The 24,158-nt window shown below is 46.4% G+C and carries 19 protein-coding genes; 8 read left to right on the top strand and 11 right to left on the bottom strand.

Features of this window, described 5'->3' with window-relative positions:
* Positions 1–6: 6 nt before the first annotated feature.
* The gene (gene acsV, locus B2M23_RS08355) at positions 7–1,932 is read right to left on the bottom strand and encodes a corrinoid activation/regeneration protein AcsV (protein ID WP_038352893.1); all 1,926 of its coding nucleotides are present in this window, start codon (positions 1,930–1,932) and stop codon (positions 7–9) included.
* Between the two features lie 121 nt (positions 1,933–2,053).
* Positions 2,054–2,824: an ATP-binding protein gene (locus B2M23_RS08350; RefSeq protein ID WP_038352894.1), complete on the bottom strand. Its 771-nt coding sequence runs from the start codon at positions 2,822–2,824 to the stop codon at positions 2,054–2,056.
* A gap of 349 nt (positions 2,825–3,173) precedes the next feature.
* Between B2M23_RS08350 and cls the strand changes: the two genes are divergently transcribed.
* The gene (cls, locus tag B2M23_RS08345) at positions 3,174–4,652 is read left to right on the top strand and encodes a cardiolipin synthase (protein ID WP_038352895.1); all 1,479 of its coding nucleotides are present in this window, start codon (positions 3,174–3,176) and stop codon (positions 4,650–4,652) included.
* Positions 4,653–4,693: 41 nt separating this feature from the next.
* On the opposite strand, the gene B2M23_RS08340 is transcribed toward cls, so the two are convergent.
* From B2M23_RS08340 to uvrC, 8 genes are all read right to left on the bottom strand, one after another.
* Positions 4,694–5,965, bottom strand: a complete 1,272-nt coding sequence (locus B2M23_RS08340; RefSeq protein ID WP_038352896.1) for a dicarboxylate/amino acid:cation symporter — start codon at positions 5,963–5,965, stop codon at positions 4,694–4,696.
* Positions 5,952–6,845 (bottom strand): dTDP-4-dehydrorhamnose reductase, encoded by an 894-nt coding sequence (gene rfbD, locus B2M23_RS08335; RefSeq protein ID WP_038352897.1) that lies wholly within the window; start codon positions 6,843–6,845, stop codon positions 5,952–5,954. The genes B2M23_RS08340 and rfbD overlap by 14 nt, the downstream gene beginning before the upstream one ends.
* A 128-nt stretch (positions 6,846–6,973) precedes the next feature.
* A complete protein-coding gene (gene pepT, locus B2M23_RS08330) occupies positions 6,974–8,191 on the bottom strand; it encodes a peptidase T (protein WP_038352898.1) in 1,218 nt (405 codons plus the stop codon).
* A gap of 64 nt (positions 8,192–8,255) precedes the next feature.
* The gene (prfA, locus tag B2M23_RS08325; RefSeq protein ID WP_038352899.1) at positions 8,256–9,329 is read right to left on the bottom strand and encodes a peptide chain release factor 1; all 1,074 of its coding nucleotides are present in this window, start codon (positions 9,327–9,329) and stop codon (positions 8,256–8,258) included.
* 29 nt (positions 9,330–9,358) lie between these two features.
* Positions 9,359–10,219, bottom strand: coding sequence for a DegV family protein (locus B2M23_RS08320; protein ID WP_038352900.1), 861 nt, complete (start codon positions 10,217–10,219; stop codon positions 9,359–9,361).
* A gap of 146 nt (positions 10,220–10,365) precedes the next feature.
* Positions 10,366–11,121 carry a phosphatase gene (locus B2M23_RS08315; protein ID WP_038352901.1) on the bottom strand — a complete coding sequence of 252 codons (756 nt, stop codon included), beginning with the start codon at positions 11,119–11,121 and terminating at the stop codon, positions 10,366–10,368.
* Entirely contained in the window at positions 11,118–12,113 is a 996-nt protein-coding gene (gene hprK / locus B2M23_RS08310; protein WP_081571148.1) for an HPr(Ser) kinase/phosphatase, read from the bottom strand. Before hprK ends, B2M23_RS08315 begins: the two co-directional genes overlap by 4 nt.
* On the bottom strand, positions 12,110–14,008 hold the full coding sequence (gene uvrC / locus B2M23_RS08305) for an excinuclease ABC subunit UvrC (protein ID WP_038352902.1): 1,899 nt from the start codon (positions 14,006–14,008) through the stop codon (positions 12,110–12,112). The genes hprK and uvrC overlap by 4 nt, the downstream gene beginning before the upstream one ends.
* A 125-nt stretch (positions 14,009–14,133) precedes the next feature.
* Here uvrC and B2M23_RS08300 point away from each other — a divergent pair, with 125 nt between their 5' ends.
* The 3 genes from B2M23_RS08300 to B2M23_RS08290 all read left to right on the top strand — a co-directional run bounded on the left by B2M23_RS08300 (position 14,134) and on the right by B2M23_RS08290 (position 16,343).
* The gene (locus tag B2M23_RS08300; RefSeq protein ID WP_038352903.1) at positions 14,134–14,388 is read left to right on the top strand and encodes a hypothetical protein; all 255 of its coding nucleotides are present in this window, start codon (positions 14,134–14,136) and stop codon (positions 14,386–14,388) included.
* Positions 14,389–14,529: 141 nt separating this feature from the next.
* Positions 14,530–15,186 carry an HAD hydrolase-like protein gene (locus B2M23_RS08295; protein ID WP_038352904.1) on the top strand — a complete coding sequence of 219 codons (657 nt, stop codon included), beginning with the start codon at positions 14,530–14,532 and terminating at the stop codon, positions 15,184–15,186.
* Between the two features lie 92 nt (positions 15,187–15,278).
* Entirely contained in the window at positions 15,279–16,343 is a 1,065-nt protein-coding gene (locus tag B2M23_RS08290) for a DUF2776 domain-containing protein (protein WP_038352905.1), read from the top strand.
* Between the two features lie 86 nt (positions 16,344–16,429).
* Here B2M23_RS08290 and fsa read toward each other — a convergent pair whose 3' ends face one another.
* Positions 16,430–17,083, bottom strand: a complete 654-nt coding sequence (gene fsa, locus B2M23_RS08285) for a fructose-6-phosphate aldolase (RefSeq protein WP_038352906.1) — start codon at positions 17,081–17,083, stop codon at positions 16,430–16,432.
* A gap of 338 nt (positions 17,084–17,421) precedes the next feature.
* On the opposite strand from fsa, the gene malQ reads away from it, so the two are divergent.
* The 4 genes from malQ (at position 17,422) to B2M23_RS08265 (ending at position 23,947) form a co-directional block, all read left to right on the top strand.
* Complete coding sequence (malQ, locus tag B2M23_RS08280; protein WP_038352907.1) at positions 17,422–18,945, top strand: 4-alpha-glucanotransferase; 1,524 nt, start codon at positions 17,422–17,424, stop codon at positions 18,943–18,945.
* A gap of 116 nt (positions 18,946–19,061) precedes the next feature.
* Positions 19,062–20,636 (top strand): ABC transporter substrate-binding protein, encoded by a 1,575-nt coding sequence (locus B2M23_RS08275; RefSeq protein WP_052237323.1) that lies wholly within the window; start codon positions 19,062–19,064, stop codon positions 20,634–20,636.
* Between the two features lie 224 nt (positions 20,637–20,860).
* Positions 20,861–22,135, top strand: a complete 1,275-nt coding sequence (gene larA, locus B2M23_RS08270) for a nickel-dependent lactate racemase (RefSeq protein WP_038352908.1) — start codon at positions 20,861–20,863, stop codon at positions 22,133–22,135.
* 180 nt (positions 22,136–22,315) lie between these two features.
* On the top strand, positions 22,316–23,947 hold the full coding sequence (locus B2M23_RS08265) for a fibronectin type III domain-containing protein (protein WP_038352909.1): 1,632 nt from the start codon (positions 22,316–22,318) through the stop codon (positions 23,945–23,947).
* The last annotated feature ends 211 nt before the right edge of the window (positions 23,948–24,158 follow it).

Below are 24,158 nucleotides of genomic sequence, written 5' to 3'. Positions count from 1 at the left end.
CTCTATCTATTTTTGCAGGCTCGGGAACAGGCTCATATCCGTGTGCGGAATAAAGCAGGCGGATATGAAGGCGTCCATATAAGACGGGTGGACACTAAGCTCCATATAAGTCATATTCTGTCCGATTTCTGCGATTTTTTCTTTTCCTTCAGCCAGCGTAAGGGCCAGATAGCACCCCTGCATTGAGCTGTTTCCAATATAATAATATTTTTCGACCGGTATATCCGGGAGCATACCGAGAGCAATGGCGTTTTCAATACCAAGGTTGCTGCCGATTCCTCCGGCTACATACACATTTTCTAGGATCTCAATCGGCATATCCATGCTTTCCATCAAGGTGTGGATGGCTGAGAACACCGCTCCTTTTGCCTTAATAAAGCTATCGATGTCAATTTCTGTAATATAGATATCTTTAGCGGTACCGTCCAGTTCTTTTGAGCAGACAAAGTAACGCCCGATGTCGTATTCGTCGAAGGCAATCCTGGGATTGTCAATATCTTTGCTGATCCGTCCTTTACCGTCAATAATGCCGGTCCGCTTCATCTCACAGATCAGGTCAATGATCCCAGAGCCGCAGACCCCTACTGGTATTTGGCCACCGATAGTCGAAAAGCTCGCTTTTAAGGTAGCATCGTCAATCTTGACCTCTTCAATGGCTCCTGGAACCGCCCGGGTTCCGCAGCTTATTTCTCCGCCCTCAAAGGCCGGTCCTGCTGAGCAGGCGCAGGTCATCATAAAATCCTTGTTTCCGAAAACAATCTCACCGTTCGTTCCCAGGTCTACCAGCATGGTAAATTCTTCCTGCAGCCAAACAGGAACAGCGAATACGCCAGCGGTAATATCGCCGCCAACATAACTGGCCACTGAAGGCGCCAAATAGACACGGCCCTCGGGATTAATACGGATACCGATCTCGGTGCTCTTCATTTCAGGAATCGTATTGACACCCGGTATAAAAGGCTCCCGTCTCAGATGATCCGGGTTAATCCCAAGCAGCAGGTGGGTCATGGTTGTATTCCCCGCCGCACACATTTCATAAATATCGTCGGTGGTAATACCAGCCGACTGTACCATCTGTCCGATCAGCGGATTGATGGTCTCCTCAATAATCGCGTCCCGCAGCTTTTTAAGGCCTCCCGGTTTTTCTGTATAAACGATACGGTTGATAACATCGCCGCCGTATTTAACCTGGGCATTCCCCATAGATGCTTTGGAAACAATCTCATTGGTATCCATATTGACCAGGCAGGCAGAGACAGAAGTTGTACCGATATCCAAAGCTACGCCGTAAAGGGCACAGGCACATTCCAGGCAAGAACGTACATCCATAATTTCGGCGATATCGCCGCGTTTCAGATAGACAACTTTTATTTTGAAACTGTTTTCCCTGAACGCGTCCGGGAATTTTCTGAGAACATCCAGGCTCACCTGAATATCTGAGTAGCCCAATATCTGGCGGAAATAACGCTTTAACCGATCCTCATCTGCGAGGTTATCGTCATTGGTAGGCTCTGGCAGCTGAATGATCTCACAGCACAGGCGGTTGGAATCGGTCATCCCCATCTTCAGCATTTTTTTCCGCACATAGCGGATATTTTTATTTTCATTTTCAGACAAGTCCGTAATCTGCATTTCATTCTGGAACGCAGAAGCCAGATCAGGCACATTTACCTCAATATCCTCAATGATTTCTGAGCTGCAGGCCAGCACCCATCCGTCAGCAATTTCTTCTTCCGTCAGCCGGGTCAGGGACAGGGCATCCACCCTGCCCTTTGTAATCTGAACCTTGCATTTTCCGCAGGTTCCATTGCCATTACACGGTGTGTCGATCATAATTCCGGCTTTCCGCGCTGCTTCCAGGAGATTTTCTCTTTGTCCCGCTAAAAACTCTACCTGCCGTTTCCCCTTAACGACAAACACTACTTTATGCATACACGCCTCCTTGTTCTGTTAACCTTTGCAAAATAGTCATATGCATGATCTTATTTTTAAAACAGAAACCGCCACTCCTCTTCGGCGGCTTCTGTCATTGCACTTATTTAAGAAACCAGAACTACTTGATTTCCAGCTTGTCAATAATTTCACGGACAGCCTTGCGCGCCGTTGAATCCTCTGGAAGGGTAACAAGCGGCTTGCCGTATGCGTCGTATTCAAACACCTGCTGATCCATCGGGATAACCCCCAAAAGGTCCAGACCCTGTTTTTCAATTTCTTCTGCTGTGCCCTCGTTGAGTTCCCCGTTTGGCGCACGGTTTACAATCAGTTTAATGACCGGGATTCTCAGATTGAGTTCCTCTGCCAGATCACGGATTCGTGCAACCGCTTGAATCCCACGGCGTGAGCAGTCGCTAACTAGCAGTAAAATATCCATTCTCCCCATGGTTCCGCGGCTGATATGCTCCATTCCCGCCTCGTTATCCATGATGACATAGTTATAGTTTTCAGATAAACGGCCAACCTGGGTCTTTAACAGACCATTGACAAAGCAATAACAGCCTTCGCCCTGGCTTCGGCCCATGACCAGAAGGTCGTAGCCTTTTCCTTCAGAAACAGCCTGGTTTAAACGCAGTGTCAGAAAATCACCCTTAGTCATTCCCGGCGGCAGCTGATTGCCGTCCATTTCCGCATGGTTGACCTCTTCCTTGATATGTCCGATAGTCAATTCAACCTCTTCACCCAAAACCTCGTTCAGGTTTGCATTTGAATCAGCATCCACTGCCAGAATTGGTCCCTTGCCCTGTTCTACCAGATATGAAACCAGCATACCTGTAAAGGTTGTTTTCCCAACACCGCCTTTACCGGCAACTGCAATATTAAAAGCCATAATACGCTCCTCCTTTATTGAAATTTCAATTTCACTCAGCCTGCTTCACAGACTTTTTAAAGCGTGAACTGATGGATTGTTATTTTTTTAACAAGTAAAAATCCTTGACTTGTATATATAGGTATTAACATGCCTATCATAACATATTGAGAACCATAACACAATGTAATATTTTGTCCTGTAAAGCCGTGCTTAAGGCTGCGGTATCCACTAAAAAGAACAAATAAACACCTGCTTTTTAAATGAAAGCACCAGATTTAAAATACTTTTATTATCCGCTTTTAACACCTTGTAAAAACCGCTGTATATGGTATACTTTCAGTATCATTACAGCCATCGGGAGAATCATATGACTTTTTCTTTTTTTACCCTTGCCAGCCCTTTCTCGGTTTTTGTGTTTATTGTTAACATTCTGTTTAGCTTCACGATCATTTTTTTGGAGCGCAAAACGCCTCAGAGCACCTATGCCTGGCTATTGTTTCTGTGGATCATTCCGGTTTTGGGATTTGTCTTTTATCTCTTTTTTTCCCAGAATCTGACCAAACGAAAAATCTACCGCTACAACACACCGGAAAACGAACAGTACCAACTCCTGCTGCGACGGCAGAAAAAAGCGCTGGTAGACCGCCAGCGGATTGCAAAAAATAAAACCATTGCCAAAAAATACCATTACAACATCGAGTATCACCTCAATGTCAGCCATGCCCTCTACACCGACAACAACAGCATCGATATTTATACCGACGGACACGAAAAATTTGACGCCCTGCTCGAAGCCATTGAAAATGCCCGTTCCACCATTCACATTGAATATTATATCATTAAATATGACGGCCTTGGACGAAAATTCATGGAGCTTCTTACCAAAAAAGCCCGGGAGGGTGTCGAGGTCCGGCTTCTCTTTGATGAAATGGGTGGCCGCTACATTCCAAAGAGCGCTCTAAAAGAGCTGGAATCCGCCGGCGGACAGTATGGTATTTTCTTCCCCTCTAAGCTTCGTTTTGTCAACCTCCGCCTGAACTACCGCGACCACCGCAAAATTGTCATTATTGACGGCAAAACCGGTTTCATCGGAGGGTTTAACGTCGGCGACGAGTATCTGGGCCTTAAGAAAAAAATGGGTTACTGGCGGGACACCCATCTGAAGATCGAGGGTTACGCTGCCTACGAGCTCCAGATGCGTTTTTTCCTCGACTGGCGTACCAGCGGCAACAAAGCTAAGCTCAATATCAATTCCGAAAACATACACCGCTATTTTCCTTATATGGAAAATTGTGAAGGCTCGGGCATCCAGATCGTTTCAAGCGGCCCCGATGATCCCAATCAGGTCATTAAACAGGGCTTTATCCGAATGATTACCAATGCCGAGAAATACATTTTAATCCAGAGCCCTTATTTTGTTACAGATGAGAGTATCATGGAGGCACTTAAAATCGCCCTTCTGTCAGGCATCGACGTGCGGATTATGATCCCTAATAAGCCAGATCATATCTTTATTTACTGGGCGACCCTCTCCTATGTCGGCGAACTCATAAAATATGGGGCCAGAGTCTACATTTATGACAATGGCTTTCTCCACGCCAAGGTGCTGGTCGTAGACGACCAGATAGCCGCTGTCGGTTCCTGCAATTTTGACATCCGGAGCTTCAGCCTCAACTTTGAGACCAATGCCTTTATCTACGACCCGGAAATCGCCGTAAAGCTGCGCGATATCTTCTACAGAGATATTGAAAAATCCATTTACTATGACACCATGGCTTACGAAAAACGCAGCCGTGCCATCAAGGTCAAGGAATCCATTTCTCGCCTCTTTGCGCCGTTGCTGTAAAAAAACAGGATGTGCCGAACCAATCGGTACATCCTGTCTTTTTATTTTTTGCGGTAAAACACCTGCCGGTTTACCGCCTTGTCCTGTGAGGCGACAATCGTCGTGCAAACCGCGTCGCCTGTGATATTAACAGCTGTTCTGGCCATATCCAAAATGCGATCGATCCCCATAATCAGGGCAATTCCCTCAATGGGAAGCCCGACCGAATTAAAGACCATGGACAAGGTTATCAGACCGACTCCCGGCACACCTGCTGTTCCGATGGAAGCCAGCGTAGCGGTTGCAATAACGGTCACATAGTCGGGTATCCCCAGAGGAATCCCAAAGGCCTGGGCAGCAAAAACAACTGCCACGCCCTGCATAATGGCCGTACCATCCATGTTTATGGTCGCTCCCAGCGGGATGGTGAAGGAGGAAATCTTGCGCGATACTCCCATTTCCCGCTCCAGTGTCTCAATAGACAACGGGATGGTCGCATTGGACGTTGCCGTCGAAAAAGCAAAGCCCATAACCGGCAGAAATTTTTTGATAAAGGTGATGGGACTGAGTCCTGTAAATCCCTTGAGCATTCCCTGATAAACCACAAAGCACTGGATGCCAAGGGCCAGGAAAACAGCCGCCATGTATTTGAGCATGGGCAGAAAAGCGTTAAAACCGATTCCCGCAAAGGTTTTGGCAATCAGGCAAAAAACACCAATCGGCGCCACCTTCATGACCATTGTGGTCATTTCCATCATTATGTCGTTAAACTGGGAAAAGAAATTGGAGACGATATCTGCCTTTTCTCCAAGCTTAGCAAGAATGATACCAATAAGAAGGGCAAAAACAATGACCTGGAGCATATTTCCTTCAGCCAGACCCTGAATAGGGTTTTTCGGGATAATATTAAGCAGCGTGTCCGCAAAGCTTGTCTTTTCAGCGATTGTTGTCTCTGCCTGCTGGATCGAAGAAATATCCAGGCCCATTCCAGGATTGATCAGGCTGGCAACGGCGATGGCCAGAGTAACTGCCACAGCGGTAGTAAAGATATAGAAGCCAATGGTTTTAACCCCCACCTTTCCCAGGGTCTGTGTATCCCCAATGGCAGCGCTTCCGCAGATCAGCGAGCAGAACACCAAAGGAACGACTAACATCTGCATGAGCCGGAGAAAGCCATTTCCAAGCACATAAAAAACGCCGTTGATAACAACTGTATCCTTAATGTAGCCGCCGGGAACCAGATAGTGAAGAACAATCCCGGTAATGGCCCCTGCCAGCAGCGCGATAAAAATCCAGGTGGTCAGCCCAAGTTTTTTTCCTTTATTCTTTTTCATAAACGCCCTCCTTTCTTACCGTATCCCGCCTCAACGTTTCCATAAACTCACGGATAGCCTCTTCCCAACGCGGCATTTGGTACACCTCAGTCATATACATCATCATGTTTTCCAGCACTGTATAACTGGGATATGGGAAAAACTGGCTGGTCTTTTTAGAAACAGCTGCGTCGATGGGTACATTCTCCATACCTGCCAGGCGCAGGATCTCTTTGGCGAAATAAAAGCGGCTGCACACGCCTTCGCAGGCAGCGTGAAAGACGCCGTACTCTCTGGTTGAAAGCAGGCGGACAATAAATTTTGCCAGCTCAACAGCACTTGTCGGAGAGCCTACCTGGTCATTGGGAACCAGAAAAGGCTCCCCTTTTCTGGCCATTTCCAACACCCAAAACACAAAATTACTGCCAGACTGCCCGTAAATCCACGAGCTCCTGATTACCAGATGGCGCGGGTTCAGCTCCCGCACAAAGCCTTCGCCCGCCAGCTTGGATTTGCCATACACGGTCACAGGCTCAGGCGTATCAAACTCGGTATAGGTCTTTTGGCTCATTCCTCCAAAGACATCATCGGTGGATATCTGGATAATTTTAGCGCCTATTTTCCTCGAGGCAATACTCAGGTTTCGCGCGCCGAGCGCATTAACCTTATACGCCTGAATCGGCTCATCCTCACAGGTTCTGACATCGGTCATCGCCGCACAGTTAATGATCACGTCTGGCCGGTTTATATCTGCGTACTGCATAATGCCGTCCAAATCTGTAACATCTACATCCTTGTCGGTTGTTAAAATATCTCTCGCCGCATCCTCCAGCGTTTTGTAGAGCGTATGTCCCAACTGCCCCTCTGCTCCAGTTATCCATATACGATCATTTTCCAACATTGTCATGGCTCCTTATCAGATTTTTTGTTTCTTAACTATAACATATCAATCGCTCAAAAAACAAGGGAACCCGGAGAGCAAAGCCCTCCGGATTACAATGTTCACATTGATTGCGTATATCTTTTTGCTTAGCTGTAAATTTCCACCAGACGTTTTAAGAGCGCAACAACCTTTTCCATGGACTGAACCGGAATATACTCAAAACGCCCATGAAAATTATGCCCGCCGGTACAGATATTCGGGCACGGCAGCCCCATATAGGACAGGCGCGCACCATCGGTACCGCCTCTTATCGCCGTCACCTTAGGCTCTATACCAACATCCTTCATGGCTTTTTCGGCATTGCGGACAAGATGGATATGCGGCTCAATTTTTTCTTTCATATTATAGTAGGAATCTGAGAGAAGGTATTCAAAGCTTCCCACACCATACAACTCATTGAGGTAATCGCAGATTTTTACTGCCCGTTCCTTACGTTTTTCAAATTTCGCCCGATCGTGGTCACGGATAATATAGGTCATTTCCGCCTTTTCCACGGTTCCCTCAAACTGGTCCAAATGATAAAAGCCCTCATAGCCCTCTGTGTGCTCGGGCGTTTCACAGGCTGGCAGCATCTTTTGGAATTCCATTCCCATGAGCAGGGCGTTTTTCATTTTATTTTTAGCTGTTCCAGGATGAGTGCTGACGCCGTTAACGGTTAATTTTAAACTGGCTGCATTAAAGTTCTCATATTCCAACTCACCCAGCTCACCACCGTCCACAGTATAGGCAAATGCTGCGCCAAAGCCCTCCACATCAAAATAGTTAACGCCCCGTCCGACCTCCTCGTCCGGCGTAAAGGCTATTTTTATGGTTCCGTGAGTTACAGGGTTGTGCATCAGGTAATCACACAATGTCATGATCTCAGCCACGCCGGCTTTATCATCCGCGCCCAAAAGAGTGGTACCGTCTGTCACGATGATATCCTGGCCTTTGTAGTCTAAAATTTCCGGGTAATCCTCTGTCTTAAGAACAATGTTTTGCGCTTCGTTCAGTAAAATATCGCTCCCGTCATAATTTTCGACAATTCTGGGTTTAATATCCTTTCCGCTCACTGCGCTGGAGGTATCCATATGGGCGATCAGCCCAATGACGGGCAGCGCCTTATCCGTTGTTGGCGGAACGGTTGCATAGACATAACCATAGCTGTCCATGCGCGCGTCCTCCACGCCCATTTCTCTGAGCTCCTCAACCAGTATGGCCGCCAGATTTTTCTGTTTTTCGCTGCTCGGGAAACAGTCAGCTTCCGGCACAGACTCTGTATCCACCTGGACGTATCTCAAAAATCGGTCTACTACTGTTTTCATTTTTCCTCCTGCTATCATAAAATAAAAAAGGCATCACATAAGAGATGCCTGTGTTCCACTGTCTTTACTCACCCTGCTGTTTAAGTTTTTCCGCCTGATCACTGGTAATCAGTGCGTCGACCATTTCGTCAATTTCACCGTCCAGAAAAGCCTCAAGCTGATAAACAGTCATGCCAATGCGGTGATCCGTTACACGGCCCTGCGGAAAATTATAGGTACGGATACGTTCACTTCGGTCACCGGTGCCCACCTGGCTTTTACGGTTTTCAGCAATTTCGCTCTGCTGCTTCTGCATTTCAATTTCAAAAAGGCGGGCCTTCAGAACCTTCATGGCCTTTTCTTTATTTTTCAGCTGGGATTTTTCATCCTGACAGGTTACAACCATTCCGGTGGGCTCATGGGTAATACGAACCGCGGAGTCGGTGGTGTTTACACACTGGCCGCCATTTCCGGAGGAACGGTAAACGTCGATTCTCAGATCGTTCGGATTGATATCAATTTCCACATCCTCGGCTTCCGGCAGCACGGCAACTGTCGCGGTAGACGTATGGATACGCCCGCCGGATTCTGTACTTGGAATACGCTGAACGCGGTGAACCCCGCTTTCATATTTCAGACGACTGTAAGCTCCGCGCCCTTCGATAGAGAAGGTAATTTCCTTAATCCCGCCGATATCTGGAATATTGGAGTTCATAATCTCCGATTTCCAGCCCTGGCGTTCTGCGTATCGAGTGAACATTCTGAAAAGGTCACCGGCAAAAAGAGCGGCTTCGCTTCCACCTGCGCCTGCGCGGATCTCGACAATAACGTTTTTGTCATCGTTGGGGTCCTTTGGCAGCAGCAGGACCTTCAGTTCATCTTCAAGGGCTGCTTTTCTCTCTGTCAGCTCATCCAACTCAGCCTTGCACATTTCTTCAAAATCCTTGTCAATACTTTTGTCGGACAGCATCTCCTTGCTTTCCTCTATCCCCTCAAGAGCCTTCTTATATTCGTTATAACGGTTGATAATCGGTTCGATATGGGCATGCTCCTTCATGAGCTTCTGCCACTGTGCCTGATCGGCAATAATATCGGGATCTGCTATTTTTTCATTGAGCTCCTGATATTTACTTGATAAAAAATCTAACTTTTCTAACATTCTGTTTTTCTGTTTCTCCTCTATTACACTTATTTCACTTCATCGAAGAAAAATACCGCCAGTGTCCCCGGTCCCGAATGAGTACCGATAATAGGGGCCAACGGCATAATTTTAAAGTTATCGGTCTTAAAATGCTTACTGGCTATCTTTACAAAGCTTTCAACCAGGGGCATATTATCTGCATGAGTGATATAAATGGTCTGTTCGCCCAGCTTATCACCCTTTTCCTCAATGTACTCCACCATTTTTTTCAGTATCTTTTTCTCGCCGCGCGCCTTGTCAAGCTGTCTGAGCTCACCATTTTCGTCAACATCCAGCAAAGGGCTGATCTTAAGCATATTTCCGACAATGGCAGTTCCCTTGTTCAGGCGTCCGCCCCGGTACAGGTACTCCAGATCTGTTACGGTAAACACATGGCGGATATGGGCTACATAATAACTGCTCAGTTTTACCAGCTCTTCCATACTGGCACCGTTCTGAGCCGCTTCAGCTATCTCATGTACAATCAGGCCAAGACCGCCCGTTACAGCCTTTGTGTCGAGCACCTCGATATCCGCGTCAGGGTATTTTTCCAGCACATCCCGTTTCGCCAGCATTGCCGCCTGATAAGTTCCAGACAGACCGCTCGAAAAGCTGAGGTACATAAAGGGCACCGACGCCTCTGCCAACTCAGTGAACCGCTTTACAAAATCCGCATAGGGAATCTGCGATGTCTTGTAGTGGACGCCCCGGCGCATTTTACTGTATAGCACTTCAGGAGTGATCTCAATCCCGTCCAGAAAGGTTTTTTCACCCTCAATGACATATAGAGGCATCAGCTCAACATCATACTTTTCCAGCTCTTCAGCCGGCATATCGCAGGCGGAATCGGTCAATATTTTTATACTCATTACTTTCCTCTCTGCATTATCTTATTTTTACCACTGTAACTGCCAACGCTGCCCACATATTTAGACACGGCGTATCTACTTTGCGGGCAGCGGCAGGTTTTCATTATTTTCTCAATTTATTATTGTAACATAAAAACAGTAGTTTGTTAAAACAATTCTTCAGCTTCTTTCCTTGGGTCCGCAAAAAGCTTTCGTCCCTTGGCCTCCAGATAATCAGTCAGACGTTTGGTGTCCAGATTAATGATCAGCTCATCGGGAAATTCCACCTCATCCAGCGCCTTGTCGGCGTATGGGAAATAACCGATATCAGTACAAAAATGCGTGTCGGTTCCTAAAATAACCGGAATATCCAGCTCTTTACAGCGCTTTGCAATGGCGACACAGTTTGGCTTGGAGCCATGTCTTATAAAAAAGGAACCGTTATTGATCTCGATGAGGGTATTCTTCCGCTTGGCTTCCTGCAAAACAGCCTCATAGTCAAGCTCATAGGTTGGGTTACCCAGGTGGCAGATAAAATCCACCAGCGGGTTATTGATGGCACCCAGGACCGCAGAAGTATTATCTGCCTTTGAACCCGGCTCGATGCAGGGGGTATGCAGAGAGGCCGAAACAATCTCCAGCCTGTCCGCAAATTCTTCCGGCACGTCGATGGTTCCATCCTTATCCATAATGTTGGATTCCATTCCCTTCAGAACCTTCACATTGTTAATAACCGGCGGAATAATCCGGTAGTTCGCAAAAAACATGGCCGTGGCTGAACCTGGCATTTCTGGTCCATGCTCAGTCAGACAGAACATCTCAAGACCTCTTCTGGACGCGGCCTCAACCAGCTCCATCAGTGTACAGTAGGCATGGCCGCAGGCCAATGTATGTGTGTGTCCGTCAAGTACGTAATTTCTCACTTCTGTCCCTCCTTAAGCGCTTTCTTTTTTTCTTTTTCTTCCTGTTTTTTACGCGCTTCCGCAACCTCTTCATTATGCTTTGCGACCTTGTCGCAGAAAATCTGGGCAGAACGGAATCCCAGTGCCTTCATACGGTTATTGATCGCAGCGGTTTCAATAATTACAGCCAGATTTCGGCCTCCGGAAACCGGAATGGTTACCAGCGGTACCTCGATTCCAAGAATATCCTGGGTTTCCTCATCCAGACCCAGGCGGTCATAAGGGGAGGTTTCATCCCAGTTTTCAAGCTTTATGACCATATCCACCTCTACTGACTGCTTAACAGCCTTTGCGCCGTACAGGGTTCTCACATCAATAATGCCAATGCCGCGGACTTCCATGTAATACCGCAGCATTTCAGGCGCTGTACCGCTCAGCACACGGTCCTGATGATTGCTGACCTCCACCACGTCATCGGCAATAAGGGTGCTGCCCCGTTTGACGAGTTCGAGGGCTGTCTCACTCTTGCCAATGCCGCTGGGGCCTGTAATCAGAACGCCCACGCCGTGAACCTCAACCAATACACCGTGCATACTGATCATAGGCGCTGTTTTACGGTCGATATAATCAATTAAATGGTAAAAGAAAATGGATGTCTTTTCCTTGCTTCTCAGCAGAATACGCGCGTGTTTTTTAGCCGCCTCCTCAAAAATCTCTGCCTCCGGCAGATCCCAGCAGATAATCACACATGGAAAATCATAGGAGAAAAAGTCGTCGATACGTTTTTCCCTAAGCTTGGGGTCAAGACTCAGCAGATAGGAGGTCTCAACCTTCCCGATAATCTGGATACGCTTGGCGTCAAAATATTCATAATAACCATGAAGCTGGAGTCCTGGACGGTTCAGACCGCTGTCGTAAAGATCAAACTCATCAACCGGACTGTAAATCTCCTCAAGGTTCAGGTCCTTACAAAATTCTGCAAGATTCATGCATCCTAAAGATTCTTCATTCATTTATTTTCTCTCTTTTCTTCAGATTTTGTTTTATTCTCATCATCATTGAAGTAGTCAAAAACTGCCTGAGCTGTCTTATCGCTCATTCCCGGCAGGGTTTTAAGCTCCTCCAATGTTGTTTTCTTCAGATTGTTTAGGCTGCCGTAATGCCGCATAAGCAGCTCACGGCGCTTCTTTCCAATTCCCGGAATTTCTTCCAAGCGGGATTCCAGCATTCCTTTTTTTCGCAGCGTCTGATGGTAGCCAAGAGCGTAGCGGTGGACTTCCTCTGAAATATCGCTCAGGAAAGTACACAACGGTGTGGATTTTTTCAGAGGGTACTCCTCGTCCTTATAGATGATCCCGCGAATCCTATGGTGATCGTCCTTTACCATACCGCAGACCTCAATATGAACGTCCGGGTACATCTGTAAAATGCTTCGAACTGCATCGACATGGGTCTTTCCGCCGTCAATACAGAACACATCCGGGAAGGGCAAAAAGCTGCTTTTTTTAGGGTCTTTCCCCTCATTCTGTTCCTTTATACCCCGCTCGATACGCCGGAAGATCATTTCCTGCATACTGGCATAGTCATTCTGTCCATCTACTGATTTTATCTTAAACCGTCGGTATGCTTTTTTGTCTGGTTTGCCGCCCTGAAAAACGACCATCCCCCCTACATTGTCGGTGCCGCTGATGTTTGAGATGTCATAAGCCTCGATTTTCTCCGGTGTGTGGTCCATTCTGAGCAGGTCCTTGAAAGCGTCCAGTCGGCTTTTTTTCTTCTCTTCCTTCTGACGTTTTTCAAGCTCATACTGTTTGAGGGTAAGCTCTGCGTTTTCCTCTACCATCCGTGTCATTTTTGACTTCTGGCCTTTCTGGGGCCGGGTAAGAACCACCTTCGCACCGCGCAACTCTCCCAACCACTGGGCAATGGTGCTTTCTTCGTCCTTAAGCAGCGGCGCACCCAGAATAATTTCCCTGGGAATAAAAGGTTTTGAGGAATAATACTGCTTGACAAAGGTTGTCATAATATCCTCTGGCGTGGATTCCTCCACCCCCTCGAGAAAGGTGTGGTCCCTGCCCAGCATTTTTCCGTCACGGACGTTAAAAACCTGAACACAGGCCAGATCCTCGTCCTTTGCAAACGCGATAATGTCCTGATCCTGCTGGTTGCTGACAATAATTTTCTGTTTTTCCACAATATGCTGGATGCCGTAAATCTGGTCTCTCAGCTTAGCTGCCAGCTCGTAATCCATGTTTTGGGAGGCCTCACTCATTTTTTCCTCAAGGGTCGAGACCAGCTCCTTATCCTTTCCGTTAAGGATGGAAAGAATGTCGCTTATATAGGCCATATATTCTTCTTTCGGCACATTTCCCTGACAGGGGGCGCAGCACTGGCCGATATAATAATTGAGGCAGGGCCGTCCGTTCTTTTCTCCATAAGCCACCTTACGGTTACAGCGCCGCAGCGGGTACAGCTTTCCAATGGCCTCAATGGTTTTCTTTACCGCAAAGCTGCTGGTAAAGGGGCCGAAATACTTGCCGCCATCCTTTTTGTGTTCTCTGGTCATAACGACCTTGGGGTACTCATCCTCCAGCGTAACCTTGACGTAAGGATAGCTTTTATCATCCTTTAAGAGGATATTGTATTTTGGCCGGTGCTCCTTAATCAGGTTACACTCCAGAATCAGGGCTTCCAGCTCACTGTCCACCACGATGGTCTCTATATCGCAGATATGAGATACCAGTGTGACTGTCTTGGGCGTCAGGTTTTTGGAGTTTTGAAAATACTGCCGGAGCCGGTTCCTCAGATTGATGGCTTTCCCGACATATATTATATCTCCCGCAGCGTTTTTCATCAGATAAACGCCGGGATTTTGCGGTATATCTTTTAGTTTATTGCGATCATACATGTCTATTCCTGAATTTTTTTAAGATTTTTCTACTTTTTGCCAAGAAATACTTTTATTTTCCATTCCATTTGGTATAATCTATCTATAAATAATGCAGTTACTTATACACGAAAGGATGTGTTCCTATGTTTGAAACAGTTATAATTGATGGTCAAAACACCATTTTGTCAAACGGCAGCTTCGAAGTTAAGATCATTCCTAAAATATACGGCGGCTACACCTTAACCAAAACAGTCAAGGATGATCCGCTTGATATCATTGAAATCCGGGATATCCGCCTGCCGCTCTCTGAAAAAGAAATCATCAGGGAAGCCAAAGCCCTTTTAAGACAGAGCTATGATTCCGTAGACTTTAACAATTATAACATACAAACCATTTAAACAATACCCGAGAGGGTTAAATTTTAAAATCTGAAAACGTCACAGGCCGCTGCACTCAGGTGTATCGGTCTTTTATTATCGTTGCACCTGTTCTTTTTACTATGGTATAATTAAGCATCCCATAAGATAAGGAGTTCACTTATGAAAGAATACACTGCGATTATTTTCGATCTGGACGGCACTCTGCTCGATACCTCCGAAGGTATCTACAACGCTGTCCGTTCCACTGAGAAAATAATGCATTTTACCCCCGTCGATGACACGACGCTTCCAGAGTATGTAGGTCCGCCCACTCTTTTTTCCTATAAAAAACACTACGACATCGACGACGATACCGCCAAAAGAGCCGTTGTCCACCATCGCAAATACCAGAGTGAGCAGGGCGTAAAGGAAGCGCGCCCATATGACGGTATGCCGGATTTACTCGCAATGCTGAAAGAGTCCGGTCATAAACTGGGGGTCGCTACCCTCAAACGCCAGGATATTACTGAGGCGACGCTGGAAGCTGCCAATATGCTGCACTGCTTTGACTCTGTCAGGGGCATCGACATGGCTGAGTCTCTGACAAAATCTGATATCATCAATCTGGTTCTCGAGGATCTCAGTGTCAAACCGGAAAACGCTGTTTTGATCGGTGACAGCGCCTACGACGCCATCGGGGCCGGACAGAGCCGTGTGGATTTTATCGGCGTTGAGTATGGTTTTGGGTTTAAAAATGCCCGGGAAATCGAGGACTACCGCCCTGTTTTTATCGCACATTTTGTCGATGATCTCATCCAGTTTTTTGACCATTGTTAGGACTTTAAGGTTTTTACAAAAAAAGATATTCAGCTCCTCCAAAGGGTATATAAATTACCGTCATTCAACTTTATCCTTTGGAGGTTTTTATTATGAATTATTTTATGAGTATCTTTTTCAGGCTCATCCCCCTTTTAATGGGGGCAATCTGTTTTAGCTACGGTATCTATGTCACTACCCTCGGAACCGCCCTGGGATCTGGCTATCTGGTGGCCGGGCATGTGCTTATCTCACTGACTGCCATCTGTATCGCGCTGTACTGTACAGCCGCTACCATTATCCGTCAGCTCATCAACCGGTACAGTAACTTTTTCAAATGGTTTTTGCCCGTTCTCGGCTATACTGTCAGTCTCTTTACTGTCGGCATGGGCATCTATTACTGGAATCTTCATACCATCAACACTGCCTACTTTGTCTCCGGCAACATTATCTTCGGCGTTGGCCTGATCGCGTGCTGTGTCACCACTGTGGCCACCTCCTCTACCCGTTTCCTTTTCATCCCGGCTAATTCCAACAAGCTGCAGCCCGGCGACAAGCCGCAGGGCGCCTTCAGCGAAAACACAGCAAAAATTCTCATTGCCATTCCGGCTTTCTGCGCTCTTGTGGGGCTGATCCGCAGCGTCGTACTGATATCAGCTGGCCTGAGCTCTGAGTATTTTGTAGCCGGTCACGTTCTTTTTGGTACTTCCCTTGTCTGCGCCAGCCTGATCGCACTGGTAGCCTCGGTAGTACGTCAGATACAAAACACTTTCACAGACAAAGAGCGCTGGAAATGGACGATTTTTGTTTTGATTTTAGGCTCCATCAATGTTGTTCTGGGCATTGGCATACTGCTGGTTCAAAAAACACCAGCATGGATCGCTCCGGGATGGGTATTGATTGGGCTCGGCTTTATCTGCTACAGCATCTCAAGCAAGGTCATTCTCCTCGCTTCCGTCTGGCGCCAGACCTTCTCCCTGGCCAAGCGTATTCCGCTGATCCCAATCATGACCACGCTTTTCTGCCTCTTTACCGCGGCTTTCCTGTTTGAAGCAGAGCTTTTCAATTCTGCCTTTTTTGTTCCGGCTCGTGTAATGGTCGGCCTTGGCGCCGTGTGCTTTACGCTTTACTCCATTGTCTCTATCTTGGAATCCGGCACCTCCGGCTCCAGCGAGTAATAATAAGAAAAACCCAGCTGAGCATTCAGCTGGGTTTTTCTTATTATGAGGTTTAATATTAAAATTTAAAATGGGGTCGTAATTTATTATTCTCCGAAGGCAGCTTTATAGTCTGCCTGGAATTTTTCAATTCCCTGATCCGTTAAAGGGTGTTTGGTCATCTGCATAATAACGCCAAACGGCACTGTCGCAATATCTGCACCGGCTCTCGCACAGTCGATCACATGGATCGGGTTACGGACACTGGCAGAAATAATTTCTGTTTCAATTCCCTGAACCTCGAAAATTTCCGCAATGGTCTCAATCAGCTCTACACCGGGTGTGGAGATGTCGTCCAGACGGCCAAGGAATGGTGAAACATAAGCGGCACCGGCTCTCGCGGCCAATAATGCCTGCGCAGCGGTAAAGATCAAGGTGACATTAACCCTGATACCTTCGGCAGATAAAACCTTGGTAGCCTTCAGGCCTTCTGCTGTCATTGGAATTTTGACAACCATATTTTTATGAATTTTAGCAATTTCTCGGCCCTCTGCGATCATTCCCTCAGCATCGGTAGTGGTTGCTTTCACCTCGCCGCTGATCGGTCCGTCAACAATTGAAGCGATCTCTGCGATAACTTCATTAAAATCACGTCCTTCTTTTGCGATTAAGGAAGGATTGGTTGTAACACCGCAGATAACACCCATATCATTTGCATTTTTAATATCTTCTACATTAGCAGTATCCAGGAAAAATTTCATTTTAAGCCTCCATTTTTTACTTGAATTTCAAAATATATAGATATACACACAATTTCTTAAACATACATAATACTTTTACATTTTTAAAAATATTCCATATTTTTTAAGAAATCATTCCTGTATATGCATACAGTATATAACGATAAAAAGTCAATGTCAAGGTGTTTAAGCATTTTTGTTCACTTTTCATATAATTTTTACTTTTGTAAAAATTATAAGTATAAAATCTAACTTCATTATGAAAAAGTCAGGTGTGCAAACATTTACAAGCATTGACCGGTATGATAAACTATTAAAGTCTTAAATACTTATATTACTTTATAACGAGAGGATTTATCATGAGCTTTAAACGATCAAGCGGTATCTTAATGCACATTTCATCACTTCCCGGTAAATACGGTATCGGGACTTTTGGCAAAGAGGCCTGCTCTTTCATCAATCTTTTAAATAAAATGGGCTTTACCTACTGGCAGACTCTGCCACTTGGGCCGGTAGACGAGTGCCATTCGCCTTATAAAAGCCCTTCTGCCTTTGCGGGCAATCCTTTTTTTATCGATCCTGAAATCCTGGCTGAGGAAGGCCTCCTTACCCAAGACGAGTTGAACTCCAGCGAATACAGTAACCCTTACAGCGCCGCCTACGAATGGCTTGATGCAACCCGGCCCAGTCTTTTTCGAAGGGCTTTCAGCCGCATTGACGATCAGATAAAATCGGACATTAAAATTTTTGAGGACGAGGAGCGCCACTGGCTTCCAGATTATGCCCTCTATATGACTTTAAAAAAACAATTCGATGGGAAGGACTGGTATCTGTGGGAAGACGTTGGCCTCCGGGACCACCACACCGAGGCTCTGAAGAAGGCCAGGGAAACCTACGCCGAGGAAATCCTGTTCCACGAGTTCCTGCAGTACGAATTTACTAAACAATGGAATGCTGTAAAATGCTGCGCCAACGACAACGGTATCCAGATCATCGGTGACATGCCCATCTATGTCTCTCTGGAAAGCGCCGATGTCTGGGCGCACCGTGATCTCTTTGATCTCGACGCGGAGGGCCGGCCAAATCATATTGCCGGGGTGCCGCCGGATTATTTCTGCTGCGATGGCCAGCTGTGGGGTAATCCTCTGTACAACTGGACTGCCATGAAGACCTCTGCCTATAAATGGTGGATCGACCGGATTGGACGTTCCCTTGAGATCTACGACGCGGTTAGGATTGACCACTTCAGGGGTTTTTCTGCCTATTGGGCTGTGGCCGGCACTGCTAAAACTGCACGAAACGGCAAATGGCTTGAAGGTCCGGGTATGGACTTTTTCAACGCGGTCTTCAATGCATTTGACTTTAAGGAGCCACGCATCATCGCCGAAGACCTGGGCGTAATGGACGAGGGGGTCACTAATCTTCTCCATGAAACCGGCTTTCCCGGTATGCGTGTACTTCAGTTTGGCTTTATTGAGGAAGGCAATAACCAACATCTGCCTCATAATTATGTAGAAAACAGTATCGCTTATACAGGAACTCACGATAACAACACCCTGCTCGGTTTTTTGTGGGAACTTCCACCTTACAAACGGGATTATGCTTTAAAATATATCAATTACCCTTGCTTCGGCAATGAGTGGCAGGAGGGAGGCCCTCAAAGCCCATCCTGCCACCATTTCATCCGCTGTCTGTGGCAAAGCTGTGCCAGCCTTGCCATTCTGCCCATCCAGGACCTCTGCGGTTTTGGGGGTGACACAAAAATGAACTGCCCCGGCTGTGCCGACGGCAACTGGAGCTTCCGGATTACCCACGACGCTCTGGATACCATTGATATCTCCTGGATACGCTCTATGAATGAAATATACAAACGCATTCCCTGATTCACTCTCTCGACAAATAGCAGTTTTTATGGTAAAATCGTTATCATACAGGGCGTGAATTGAGCATTTTCACTTTCCTGTAAACAGTTTTCAATATTTTATAGAGGAGAGAGAATATGAAAAGTATGAAAAAACTGGCTGCTTTACTGTTGGTTTTAGCCCTTGTCTTTACCGTAGCGGGGTGCGGCGACAAAGGCGCTTCAAACAGCAGTAGCAGCAATACCCTGCGTGTTGTCATGCAGGATCCAAATGTTCCCATCGACACCAATATGGGTACTCAGGCATACCTGATTATGGTATCAGACCAGGCCTGTGAAACACTTATCGGCCTAAACAACGATACAACCCTGAACCCACAGCTGCTAAAACAGATGCCAACCGTATCAGACGATGGCCTAACTTACAGCTTTGAGCTTAAAGATGGTGTTAAATTCCATAATGGTGAAACTCTGAAGTCTTCTGATGTTAAGTATTCCTATGAACGCTTAATCACAAAAGGTCTCATGGGTTCATTGTTTGACCAGGTTGTTGGCTTTAAAGCCCTTGAAGACGGCACAGCCGATTCACTTGAAGGCTTTAAAATCAAGGATGACACACATTTCGATATCGTTCTTCAGCAGCCCTACGCACCATTCGAAGCAGCTTTATCCGCTCCATATGCTGTAATTTTCCCAGAAAAAGCCTGTGAAGAAGCTGGCGGAGACTGGGGACGTACTGTTCTGTATGGAACTGGCCCATTCAAAATGACCTCTTACACAGCAGGCCAGGGCATTGAAATGGCACGTTTTGACGATTACCACGGCGATAAAACCAAGCTTGATGGCATCAGCTTTAAATTTGTAAATGACCTGAACACTCAGGTTATGGAATTCCAGAAAGGCAACTGCGATTTCGTCATGCTGGACACCGGACAATACGAAACCGTTACAAGCAACGATGCTGTCAAAGACAAGATGCACAGCTTCAACCCGGTCGGCCTTGTCTACTTAAGCCCAAACAACGAGATCTATACCGATTCAAGAATTAAAGAAGCGCTGTCCTACGCGGTAGACCGCGAAGCTCTGTGCAACGAATTGTTATCCGGCGCCGCTACACCAGCCAAGAGCTTTATTCCTAAGGGACTGCTCGGATACAACGATTCCCTTCCTGAATATGAATATAATCCAGAAAAAGCAAAACAATTACTGGCAGAAGCTGGTTATCCGAACGGCATTACCATTCCTATCGTCGGCTCAACCAATTACCAGACACTGATTAAGGTTGCCACCGCGATTCAGGATCAGGCAAAAGCTGCCGGTATTAACATTGAACTGTCTCAGGTTGACCACGCAGGTTACAACGATATGAATAAGAGCGGTTCCCTGAACCTGTCTGTCAGCAACTGGTATACCGATTACGTTGATCCAGACGGTATGATTTACCAGCGTATGTCTGCCACAACTACACAGCAGGTATCCAACAAATACAACAATCCGGAATTCAACGACCTCATCAACCAGGCACGTCAGACAAAGGACGAAAGCAAACGCCAGGAACTGTATGAAAAAGCCGATGAAATCCTGACACACAAGGATTATGGTGCAATTCCTCTGTATAATGACACCATGTTCTACCTGTTAGGCGACAATGTTAAAAACTTCGAAGTTACCAGCATCTACCGTTATCATTTCTATGATGCCGAACTTCAATAATAATGCTCAGAAAGCTCCGCAGCCGCGGAGCTTTTTTAAGATGTTCCGCTTTTACACCCCAAACATCCAATTTCTAAAATTCTTTTTTGAAAACGGTTTTTTTATCCTTGACTTTCTTTGAAAAGCGTACTACAATAAGAACATAACTGGTAAGACCACTTACCAATAATTTTGACCGAATTTATACTTGCATCATGTTAAATCATTTAAATTGGAGGATAATTATGATTTCAAAAATTCCCTACGGCAACACAGAACTGACCCTGGAGCTTCCTGATGAACAGGTCGCCGGCGTTTTAAATTCCAATATCGGTAATCTGCAGAGCGACCAAACCGAGGATGATATCGTCAGGGCTGCGATGGCAAAGCACTTAGGCAGCGCTTCCCTAAAAGAGCTGGCAAAGGATAAAAAAACAGCCGTCATCATTATCAGCGACCATACACGTCCCGTCCCAAGCAAACACATTATTCCATTTATGCTTGAAGAGATGCGCGCAGGAAACCCGGATATCGAAATCACTTTGCTGGTTGCCACAGGCTTCCACCGCGGTACGACAAAGGAGGAGCTGGTCTCAAAGCTGGGGCAGAAAATTGTCGACGAAGAAAAAATCGCCGTACACGATTCTTCCAATGCCAATGAAAATGTCAAAATCGGGGTACTTCCCTCTGGCGCCGATTTGATCATCAACCGCCTTGCCGCCGAGGCCGACCTTCTTGTCTCTGAAGGGTTCATCGAGCCCCATTTCTTCGCTGGTTTTTCAGGCGGTCGAAAAAGTGTGCTGCCAGGCGTCTCTGACCGCGTGACCGTTTTAGGCAATCACTGCAGCAAATTCATCGCAAGCCCTTACGCGCGCACCGGCATTTTGGAAAACAATCCGATCCATACTGATATGAAATCTGCCGCAAAACAGGCAGGTCTCCAATACATTGTCAATGTGATCATCGACGAGGACAAACGTGTTGTCATGGCTTTTGCGGGTGATCCTTTCATCGCGCATGAGGCCGGCTGCGAATTTTTAAAACAATACTGCCGTGTCAAAGCTGTACCGGCCGACGTCGTCATTACAGGCAACGGTGGGGCGCCTCTTGATCAGAACATGTATCAGTGCGTTAAAAGCATGACCGCTGCCGAAGCTTCCGCTGGAGAGGACGGCGTTATTATTCTCTGCGCCGAATGTCTGGATGGTACCGGCGGAGATGGTTTTTACCACGCCATGCGGGACTGCGAATCTGCCAGAGCACTTTTTGAAAACATTATGACGATTCCACAGAACCAGACGCAGCCCGACCAGTGGGAATATCAGATTCTCGCGCGCATTCTCTCAAAACACACCGTCTTATATGTTACACGGCCGGAAATGAAAGATATTGTAACTGAAATGAAAATGACCTATGCGCCAGATCTTGACACCGCTGTCAAAATGGCAAAGGACATCAAAGGTGAAAACGCCAGCTTTACAGTTATTCCAAACGGAATTGCTGTTATCGTCGAGCAATAAAGTTCATTATCTACCTCTCTAAATAAATATACGAAAAGGGCATCCGAAAGGGTGCTTTTTTCGTGTATTGCTCAATAAACAAGGTGCTTTTCATTGATAAACTGTTCACTCCCGGGCAATTTTGTGGTATAATAGATGCGATTGGCAATTTGACAATATTCGAATGCTCAAGGAGGGCTTATGAAGACCCAGAGAACCTTATTATTGATATTATTGTGTCTGTTCTTTACCGTTATGCCGGTATGTGCCCAGACACCTGAAAATACGGCCGACAGTGCCGAAACCTTAACCTCCGCAGTCAGTGCGCTTAACGAAACCGGAGGAACCATCCACATTACAAAGGATATTATTTTAGGAACAGACAGCAGCATCGGCGGCTTTGAACCCGACAGCAGCATCACCTTGGATCTCGGTAGAAATACCCTGTACATCCAAAACAGCTGGTCCTTTAAAAACATAACCATTACTGGTCAGAGGACTTTGATCATGCTGGAAAACAATGCAGACCTTCAGCTCGATCATTCCACCCTGGCAGCTACCGCTGAGAACAGCACAGCCATTAAAATTACCGGAAACAGCCGCCTGTCAGCAGTGGCTTCAAAAATTGAAGCAACCGGTTCTGACACCTTTGGTATCAACGCAGTCAGCAACGCTGATCTGACCTTTAATTCTACCCTTGTCAGTACCATTGGCGGCAGCAGCACTGCTATTCAGACAAAGGGCTCCGTTGATGCCTATTTCAGTGAAATTACTGCTGAAGGAGCCGGAGCCACGGCTGTTGACGCAGGCGAAGTGCTTCTGAATACAAGCGCTGTCTCCCCTGAAGCAGAAAATGCTGTTATTGCAGATACCATCGCAGCCCCCAAAAACACAGGCTACCACTATACAGAACTGGACACTCTGGGCGGTTTGCCTGATAGTATGGTGTTTAAAATCACCGACAAGGATACCGGCGATATCCGCTACACCTCGTCATTACCGGTCTGTTGGGATACTGACACAGCAGATATTACAAAAGCCGGGATTTATCCGCTCAGCTATAAGCTCTGTCCCGATACCTTTACTCCTGCCGGTGCCGCCGCTTTACTGGAAAATCAAACGCAGAGGCTTGTCGTCATTGATCCTAAAAAGCCGTTTATTTATTACGATGCGCCTGTGACTGAAAACACTGGCAGCTACAGCCTGCTTCTCCGATTCCACCAGCCAATCCAAAGCTTTGGCACTCCAACACTTTGGGTGGAAAAAGACAACAGTGGTTCATGGCAGACCTGGCCGTCTGAAAAAATTACTGCGGCAGCCTCAAACCAATATAATCTGACCGGTCTGGAAGCCGGCCACAGCTATGTTTTCCAGCTTGAAGCCAAAAACGGCAGTATTAACGGCGATTCCAACGCTATCCGCATTACACTTGATCAGGAGGGAAATCCTACTGTTACTCAGAGTGATATGGACCACGGCAGCAGTGAAACAAAAGCAGTGCCGACGACAGCCCCCAAAGTTTCTGTCGAAAAAGAATCCACTGCTTCAACTGTCTCAAACCCCGGTGAGAATGTCAGAACGGGTACCAGAGAAAGCCTTAAATCCGAATCGACCCTTTATCTCCAGGAAATGGGTAATGCCTTAAAAACCGTATCCAGCTACCTGAACGGTACTACCCCCGTCTCCGAGAATGTACATACTGGAATTACCGGCGCCATAAAGAATAATATAAAAGGCGGATTACCTGCGGTGGCAGCACTCAGTCTGACACTCCTCTGTGCCGTTACCATGCTGCTTGTGCGTAAGGAAACAACGGATGTAAAAGATGAGTAAAGGCAAGTACATCAAATCTATATATTGTATACTTTGCTCTTAAAAAACCATTTTCTATCTAAATATTGCGGTACACATTAAAACAGCGTGTACCGTTTTTTTCATATGCGCAGCCATTTTTAACTGTAAAAATTTGCTCTCTTTCGCGCTTATTTATTAAAAATTTTTGTGCACATTTTTTATCCACAGGCCTCAGCCCTCTCATTCTCTC

This window comes from Eubacterium limosum, from assembly GCF_000807675.2.
GTDB lineage: Bacteria > Bacillota > Clostridia > Eubacteriales > Eubacteriaceae > Eubacterium > Eubacterium limosum.
The sequence above is the reverse complement of the archived record's forward strand: the minus strand, read 5'-3'. Positions and strand labels throughout refer to the sequence as shown.